Origin of the sequence: Streptomyces sp. MK37H (assembly GCF_018035285.1) — a bacterium.
GTDB lineage: Bacteria > Actinomycetota > Actinomycetes > Streptomycetales > Streptomycetaceae > Streptomyces > Streptomyces endocoffeicus.
The window spans coordinates 1-7503 of sequence record NZ_JAAAYH010000429.1 but is presented as its reverse complement, the minus strand read 5'-3'; the positions used below and the strand labels follow the sequence as shown (position 1 = coordinate 7503).

The following is a 7503-nucleotide window of genomic DNA, read 5'->3' as shown; positions in this document are numbered from 1 at the left end:
GTGAACGGGGCGATGGTGTTGTTGAACTCGGTCTCGATCCAGCGGGTGTGGATGGTGAACGGCTCGCTGGTGAACGCCGGGTCCTTGACCACCGCCTGGTGGAACGGGATCGCGGTGGCCATGCCCTCGACCTGGAACTCGGCCAGGGCACGGGCCGCGCGCTCCAGGGCCTGCCTCCGCGTGGCACCGGTGACGATCAGCTTGGCCAGCAGCGAGTCCCACGCGGGGCCGATGACGCTGCCGGACTCCACACCCGCGTCCAGCCGCACACCCGGCCCGGCGGGCGCGACGAAGGAGGTCACCGTGCCCGGGGCGGGCAGGAAGTTGCGGCCCGGGTCCTCGCCGTTGATCCGGAACTCGAAGGAGTGGCCGCGCACCTGCGGGTCGTCGTAGCCGATGGCCTCGCCGTCGGCGATGCGGAACATCTCGCGGACCAGGTCGATGCCGGTGACCTCCTCGGTGACCGGGTGCTCCACCTGGAGCCGGGTGTTGACCTCGAGGAAGGAGATGGTGCCGTCGTTGCCGACGAGGAACTCGACGGTGCCCGCGCCGACGTAACCGGCCTCCTTGAGGATGGCCTTCGACGCCCGGTACAGCTCGGCGTTCTGCTCCTCGGTCAGGAAGGGGGCGGGGGCCTCTTCGACGAGTTTCTGGTGGCGGCGCTGGAGGGAGCAGTCGCGGGTGGAGACCACGACGACGTTGCCGTGGGTGTCGGCCAGGCACTGGGTCTCGACGTGGCGGGGCTTGTCCAGGTAGCGCTCGACGAAGCATTCGCCGCGGCCGAAGGCGGCCACGGCCTCGCGGACGGCGGAGTCGTAGAGCTCGGGGACCTCTTCCATCGTGCGGGCGACCTTCAGGCCGCGGCCGCCGCCGCCGAAGGCGGCCTTGATGGCGATCGGGAGGCCGTGCTGTTCGGCGAAGGCCACGACCTCCTCGGCCCCGGAGACGGGGTCGGGGGTGCCGGCGACCAGCGGGGCGCCGGCGCGCTGGGCGATGTGGCGGGCGGCGACCTTGTCGCCCAGGTCGCGGATGGCGTGCGGCGGGGGGCCGATCCAGGTCAGGCCGGCGTCGAGGACGGCCTGGGCGAACTCGGCGTTCTCGGAGAGGAATCCGTAGCCGGGGTGGACGGCGTCGGCGCCGGATTCGGCGGCCGCGGCCAGGACCTTGGCCTGGTCGAGATAGCTGGCCGCCGGGGTGTCACCGCCCAGCGCATAGGCTTCGTCGGCCGCGCGCACATGCACAGCGTCCCGGTCCGGATCGGCGTAGACGGCTACGCTCGGGATCCCGGCATCCCGGCAGGCACGGGCAACACGGACAGCGATCTCGCCACGGTTGGCGATGAGCACCTTGCGCACGATGGCTCCCTCCTTGAAACAAGCCGAGTTTAGGTACAGGCAACACCTCGCGCCGAGAAGATCCCGGGCGTGAGCTTGACCACACGGAGCGTGAACCTCGCGCTGGACGAACGTCCGGATCCCCCGTCGCTCCACGGTACGCCCGGTTTTCGGGGCTGTGGCGCGGTCCGCGATGTGGGCAAGGTCTCTGGCGCGCCGTGCTGCGGCGCTTCACGTTTCTTTGTGGAGACCCTACGAATGCCGGGCGGAAACTTTGCCACGGCGTTCAGCTCGTCCGCACCTCTTGTGGCGGCGCTTACCCGTTAGTAGCGTGCTTCGGCACTGACAGAGTGGAGGGGATCGCGGTGGCGCGCAGACCAGTGGCCGCGGTGGCGGCAGTGACGCTGATGGTCGAGGCGGTCGGCATAGCGCTGCTGAACTGGATCCTCGGCCTGGTCGTGGACCGTCAGCAGATGTCCTTGGGCGGCATGGACACCGACGCGATGTCGATCGGGACCTGGGTCGCGGGCGGCCTCTTCGGCCTCTATCTGCTGGTGTGCGGGGTGGTGCTGCTGCGCACCGCCGTGCGCGACCGCGCCCCCGGCCGCCTGGCCCGCATCCTGCTCATCACCTGTGCGGTGGTGCACGGGCTGTTGGGCGCGTTCTCGGTCGGCCTGGTGGGCTGGGCGGCGTTCGCGTTCCTGATGGTGGTGCTGGGGCTGATCGTGCTGAGCCTGCTGGGGTACGAGGCGGAGTCGCCCGCCGAGCCCTCCGCCGAGGCCGCGGGCGGCGGCCACGACGCCCCCAGCCCGGCCTGAGCCGGGAAAGATCCAGGGAAAGACCTGAGGGAAGTCCAGGGAAACGCCTAGCCGGAATTCCCTAGTCGTTCCAGAGGTCCGTGATCCGCACGTCCAGTTCGGCGAGCAGCCGGCGGAACAGCGGCAGGGACAGCCCGATCACGTTTCCGGAGTCGCCCTCGATGCCGTCGATGAACGGCGCCGAACGGCCGTCGAGCGTGAACGCGCCCGCCACGTGAAGCGGTTCGCCGCTGGCGACGTACGCCGCGACCTCCTCGTCCGTCGGCTCGCCGAAGTGGACGGTGGTGGACGCGGTGGCCGAGGCGCGGCGGCCGCTCGCCGTGTCGATCACGCAGTGCCCGGTGCGCAGCACCCCGGCCCGGCCGCGCATCGACTTCCAGCGGGCGGTGGCCTCCTCGGCGTCGGCCGGTTTGCCGAGCGCCTGACCGTCGAGCTCCAGCACCGAGTCGCAGCCGACGACGAGGGAGCCGGCCGTCTCCGGAAGCCCGGCCACGGCGGTGGCCTTCGCCTCGGCCAGCACCCGGGCCAGCTCGGCGGGGGTCTCGGCGCCGATCGCGTCCTCGTCCACCCCGCTGACGATCACCTTCGGCGCCAATCCGGCCTGCCGCAGCAGCCCGAGCCGGGCGGGCGAGGCGGACGCGAGGACGAGAGTGCGCTGCGCAGTCATGCGCACCAGGGTAAGCCGCTCCCGGAGAAGGGCCGGGGGCCAGGGCCACCTGCTACGGGGTGCCCGGCGGTACGCGTACGCCTGCGGCGGGCTGTTCCCCTCCCCGCCCCTTCCCGACACCTGACGATTCGCGGCTCCGCCGCGTGCGGGGCTTCGCCCCAGACCCTGGGGTCCAGGGGCCGAAGCCCTGGTAACGGGAAGGGGCGGGGAGGGGAAGGATCCGCCGGACACCCCCTAGCTAAGGCCACATGCCGAGGATGCACATCGCCAGCAGCACGGAGACGGTCAGAACGGTGCGGGCGCGGCGGAGCATGGCCTCGGCGCGCCGCAGTTCCTCGGGCGGCTCATCGGGCGGCTCGGACCACAGCATGAATCCGATCCTGAGGCCGGAGACGCCGGGGCGCCTGAGTACGCGTACTCAGGCGCCCCGGCGCGAAGCTGCCATTCGGCCCGCCGCCGGCCGCTCAGGCGGGCCAGTAGGTGGTGCGCCACGCCTTGGGACCCGGGTGCGGCACCCGGTGGCTGGGGACGGTGCGGGCCGGGTCGGACCACTCCTCCGGACCGTCCTCGGTCCGCGCAGCGGCCATGACGGCCGCCGCGCGTGCTCGCACCACCGCCAGAGCGGCGGCCAACTCCTCGGGGGTCGGGTTGCCCCGGACAATACGGATCATGGAAACAGCCCTTCGCTAGGGGGCTAGAGGGGGATGTTGCCGTGCTTCTTCGGGGGCAGCGCTTCGCGCTTGTTCCGCAATGTCCGCAGACCGCGGACGATGTGGCGGCGGGTCTCGGAGGGCATGATCACAGCATCCACATACCCCCGCTCGGCCGCGATATACGGATTCAGCAGGGTGTCCTCGTAGTCCGCGATCAGCTCGGTGCGGGTGGTCTCCGGATCGTCGGAGGAGGCGATGGTGCGCCGGTGGAGGATGTTGACCGCGCCCTGGGCGCCCATGACCGCGATCTGCGCGGTCGGCCAGGCCAGGTTGAGGTCCGCGCCCAGGTGCTTGGAGCCCATCACGTCGTACGCGCCGCCGAACGCCTTGCGGGTGATGACCGTGATCAGCGGGACGGTGGCCTCCGCGTAGGCGAAGATCAGCTTGGCGCCGCGCCGGATGATGCCGTTGTACTCCTGGTCGGTGCCGGGCAGGAAGCCGGGCACGTCCACGAAGGTCAGAACGGGCACGTTGAACGCGTCGCAGGTGCGCACGAAGCGCGCGGCCTTCTCGGAGGCGTCGATGTCCAGGCAGCCGGCGAACTGCATCGGCTGGTTGGCCACGACGCCCACCGGGTGGCCCTCGACCCGGCCGAAGCCGGTGATGATGTTGGGCGCGAAGAGCGCCTGCGTCTCCATGAACTCGTTGTCGTCCAGCACGTGCTCGATGGCCTTGTGCACGTCGTACGGCTGGTTCGCCGAGTCCGGGATGAGGGTGTCCATCTCCCGGTCCTCGTCCGAGACCTCCAGATCGGCCTCGTCGGGGAAGGCCGGGGGCTCGGAGAGGTTGTTGGAGGGGAGGTAGGACAGCAGCGCCTTGACGTACTCGATGCCGTCCTTCTCGTCCCCGGCCATGTAGTGCGCGACACCGGAGGTGGTGTTGTGGGTCCGGGCGCCGCCCAGCGCCTCGAAGCCGACGTCCTCGCCCGTGACCGTCTTGATCACATCCGGCCCGGTGATGAACATGTGCGAGGTCTGGTCGACCATCACCGTGAAGTCGGTGATCGCCGGGGAGTAGACCGCCCCGCCCGCGCACGGGCCCACGACCAGGCTGATCTGCGGGATCACCCCGGAGGCGTGGGTGTTGCGGCGGAAGATCTCGCCGTACATGCCGAGGGAGACCACACCCTCCTGGATGCGGGCGCCACCGGAGTCGTTGATGCCGACGACCGGGCAGCCGGTCTTCAGCGCGAAGTCCATGACCTTGACGACCTTCTCGCCGAACACCTCGCCGAGCGCCCCGCCGAAGACCGTGAAGTCCTGGGAGAACACGGCCACCGGGCGGCCGTCGACCGTGCCGTAACCGGTTACGACCCCGTCCCCGTAGGGCCGGTTCTGGTCGATGCCGAAGTTGGTCGAGCGGTGCCGGGCGAACTCGTCGAGCTCGGTGAAGGACCCCTCGTCCAGGAGGAGGTCGATGCGTTCGCGCGCGGTCAGCTTGCCCTTGGCGTGCTGCTTCTCCACCGCGCGCGCGGACCCGGCGTGGGTCGCTTCTTCGATGCGGCGCTGCAGGTCCGCGAGCTTCCCCGCGGTGGTGTGGCGGTCTGGAATCTCGGGGGCGGTCTCCGGCTCGGTGGACATCGGGATGCGGCTCCTGCTCGTCCTGGGGGTGGATACGGCGGGTCTTCAGGATCGGGGGAAGGCGGGGAACGGGGTCGTACGGGTCGTGATCGTGATCAGACGGGGCCTGTCGGGTTTCGGGGGTTCCGGACCGTTCGGCGGCTTTGCGCTGGCTGGGCTACCGGCACGTAGCGTATCGGCGGCACCGCTTGGTGGCACTGCGTCGTTGGCCACACCTCCTGACCCTAGGCTGGCTCCCATGACGCCTTCTGACACCTCAGGGAGCCCGGGTGACGCGCGCGGACGCTGGTCCGACCTGGAGCGGCCACCGCTGAACGCCGCCGCGCTGCGCCGGGGGCTGGTGCGCCCCGGCGGGCTGTGGACCGAGCTCGAGGTGGTGCGGGCGACCGGCTCGACCAATACGGATCTGGTCACCCGGGCCCGGGCCGGAGCTCCCGAGGGCGCGGTGCTCATCGCCGAGGAGCAGACCGCGGGGCGCGGCCGGCTCGACCGCGCCTGGACGGCCCCGGCCCGGTCCGGGCTCTTCTTCTCCATCCTGCTACGGCCCGGCGGCGCCGGCGTGCCCACCGAGCGCTGGGGCTGGCTGCCGCTGCTGGCCGGGGTCGCGGCAGCCGGGGCGCTCAGCCGTACGGCGGGCGTGGACACCGCGCTGAAGTGGCCGAACGACCTGCTGGTGACGGTCGGGGGCGAGGAGCGGAAGTTCGGCGGGATCCTCGCCGAACGGGCCGGGGACGCGGTGGTGATCGGCATGGGGCTGAACGTCTCGCTGCGCGCCGGTGAACTTCCCGTTCCCACCGCCGGGTCGCTGGCCCTGGCGAACGCCGTCTCCACCGACCGCGATCCGCTGCTGCGGGCCGTGCTGCGCTCGATCGCGGAGTGGTACGGGGAGTGGCGCCGCTTCGAGGGCGACCCCGGGGCGAGCGGCCTCCAGGAGGCGTACGCGGCGGGCTGTGCGACCCTCGGGCGCCAGGTGCGCGCCGAGCTTCCGGGCGGCCGGGAGCGCGTCGGCGAGGCGGTCGCGATCGACGGCGACGGGCGTCTGGTTCTGGCCACGGAAGGCGGGGTTCAGGAGCCGGTCTCCGCCGGGGACATCGTGCATCTACGCTCCGTATCGAGGGAGGAATGACCCTCCCGCGCAAGAGTGAGCTACGGCACACCTGACGTATCGTGGTCGCGGTCGGTCCAGCTCGGGGCGGCTGCGAGCGAGCTCGGGACCAGGTCGGGAAGAGGGAACGGAAGGGCAGTGCGCAGGGATCGGACAGGGGGCGGGCGGTGACCGCCGACGACGCGGGTTCCGGCACGGCCGAGGAGCGCGAGGTGCGGGACGCCGCCGCGCCCGACGGGGCCGTACGGGACACCGGGGCGCGGGAGAGCGCCGCCGCGGAGGCCCCCGACGACGAGGACCAGCCGGACCCCATCGCGCTCCGGCTGGAGCAGCTGATCCTCGGCGCCGAGCGGCGCTACACCCCGTTCCAGGCCGCCCGCAGCGCGGGCGTCTCGGTCGAGCTGGCCACCCGCTTCTGGCGGGCCATGGGCTTCGCCGACATCGGCCAGGCCAAGGCGCTGACCGAGGCCGACGTACTGGCGCTGCGCCGGCTGTCCGGTCTGGTCGAGGCCGGGCTGCTGAGCGAGCCGATGGCCATCCAGGTGGCGCGGTCCACCGGCCAGACCACCGCCCGGCTCGCCGACTGGCAGATCGACTCCTTCCTGGAGGGGCTCACCGACCCCCAGGAGACCGGGATGACCCGGACCGAGATCGCGTATCCGCTGGTCGAGCTGTTGCTGCCGGAGCTCGAGGAGTTCCTGGTCTACGTCTACCGGCGCCAGCTCGCGGCCGCGACCGGCCGGGTGGTGCAGGCGGCGGACGACGTCGAGATGGTGGACCGGCGACTGGCGGTCGGCTTCGCGGACCTGGTGAGCTTCACCCGGCTGACCCGGCGGCTGGAGGAGGAGGAGCTCGGCGAGCTGGTCGAGGCGTTCGAGACCACGGCCGCCGACCTGGTGGCGGCGCACGGCGGACGGCTGATCAAGACGCTGGGCGACGAGGTGCTCTACGCGGCCGACGACGCGGGCATCGCCGCCGAGATCGCGCTGCGCCTGATCGAGACGCTGACGCATGACGAGACGATGCCCGAGCTGCGGGTCGGGATCGCGTTCGGCACGGTCACGACGCGGATGGGCGATGTCTTCGGCACGACGGTGAACCTGGCCAGCCGGCTGACGTCCATAGCCCCCAAGAACGCGGTCCTGGTGGACGGCGCGTTCGCCGAGGAGCTGAGCCGCACCGGGGAGGCCCCGGTGTCGGAGGCGGAGGCCGCGGAGGCGGCCGCCGCGGCGGAGAAGGAGGGCGAGGAGCCGCCCTCCTACCGCTTCGCGCTGCAGCCGATGTGG

8 protein-coding genes are annotated in these 7503 nt (G+C 71.7%); 3 read left to right on the top strand and 5 right to left on the bottom strand.

What is annotated here, in order from left to right; all coding sequences use genetic code 11:
- The coding region (locus GWI24_RS36690; RefSeq protein ID WP_210950366.1) for an acetyl/propionyl/methylcrotonyl-CoA carboxylase subunit alpha at positions 1–1355 on the bottom strand (1355 nt) is incomplete at its 3' end.
- Positions 1356–1699: 344 nt separating this feature from the next.
- Here GWI24_RS36690 and GWI24_RS36685 point away from each other — a divergent pair.
- Positions 1700–2152: a hypothetical protein gene (locus GWI24_RS36685; protein ID WP_210950365.1), complete on the top strand. Its 453-nt coding sequence runs from the start codon at positions 1700–1702 to the stop codon at positions 2150–2152.
- Positions 2153–2213: 61 nt separating this feature from the next.
- On the opposite strand, the gene GWI24_RS36680 is transcribed toward GWI24_RS36685, so the two are convergent.
- The 4 genes from GWI24_RS36680 to GWI24_RS36670 form a co-directional block, all read right to left on the bottom strand.
- Positions 2214–2819, bottom strand: a complete 606-nt coding sequence (locus GWI24_RS36680) for a nucleoside triphosphate pyrophosphatase (protein WP_210950364.1) — start codon at positions 2817–2819, stop codon at positions 2214–2216.
- Between the two features lie 238 nt (positions 2820–3057).
- Complete coding sequence (gene mmpB / locus GWI24_RS46420) at positions 3058–3189, bottom strand: morphogenic membrane protein MmpB (protein ID WP_020870724.1); 132 nt, start codon at positions 3187–3189, stop codon at positions 3058–3060.
- A 94-nt stretch (positions 3190–3283) separates the two neighbouring features.
- Entirely contained in the window at positions 3284–3490 is a 207-nt protein-coding gene (locus GWI24_RS36675) for an acyl-CoA carboxylase subunit epsilon (RefSeq protein WP_210950363.1), read from the bottom strand.
- 23 nt (positions 3491–3513) lie between these two features.
- Positions 3514–5112: an acyl-CoA carboxylase subunit beta gene (locus GWI24_RS36670; RefSeq protein WP_210950362.1), complete on the bottom strand. Its 1599-nt coding sequence runs from the start codon at positions 5110–5112 to the stop codon at positions 3514–3516.
- A gap of 238 nt (positions 5113–5350) precedes the next feature.
- Here GWI24_RS36670 and GWI24_RS36665 point away from each other — a divergent pair, with 238 nt between their 5' ends.
- Together GWI24_RS36665 and GWI24_RS36660 are read left to right on the top strand one after the other, a co-directional pair.
- A complete protein-coding gene (locus tag GWI24_RS36665) occupies positions 5351–6238 on the top strand; it encodes a biotin--[acetyl-CoA-carboxylase] ligase (RefSeq protein WP_210950361.1) in 888 nt (295 codons plus the stop codon).
- Between the two features lie 146 nt (positions 6239–6384).
- On the top strand, positions 6385–7503 hold a 1119-nt coding region (locus tag GWI24_RS36660; protein WP_210950360.1), incomplete at its 3' end, for an adenylate/guanylate cyclase domain-containing protein.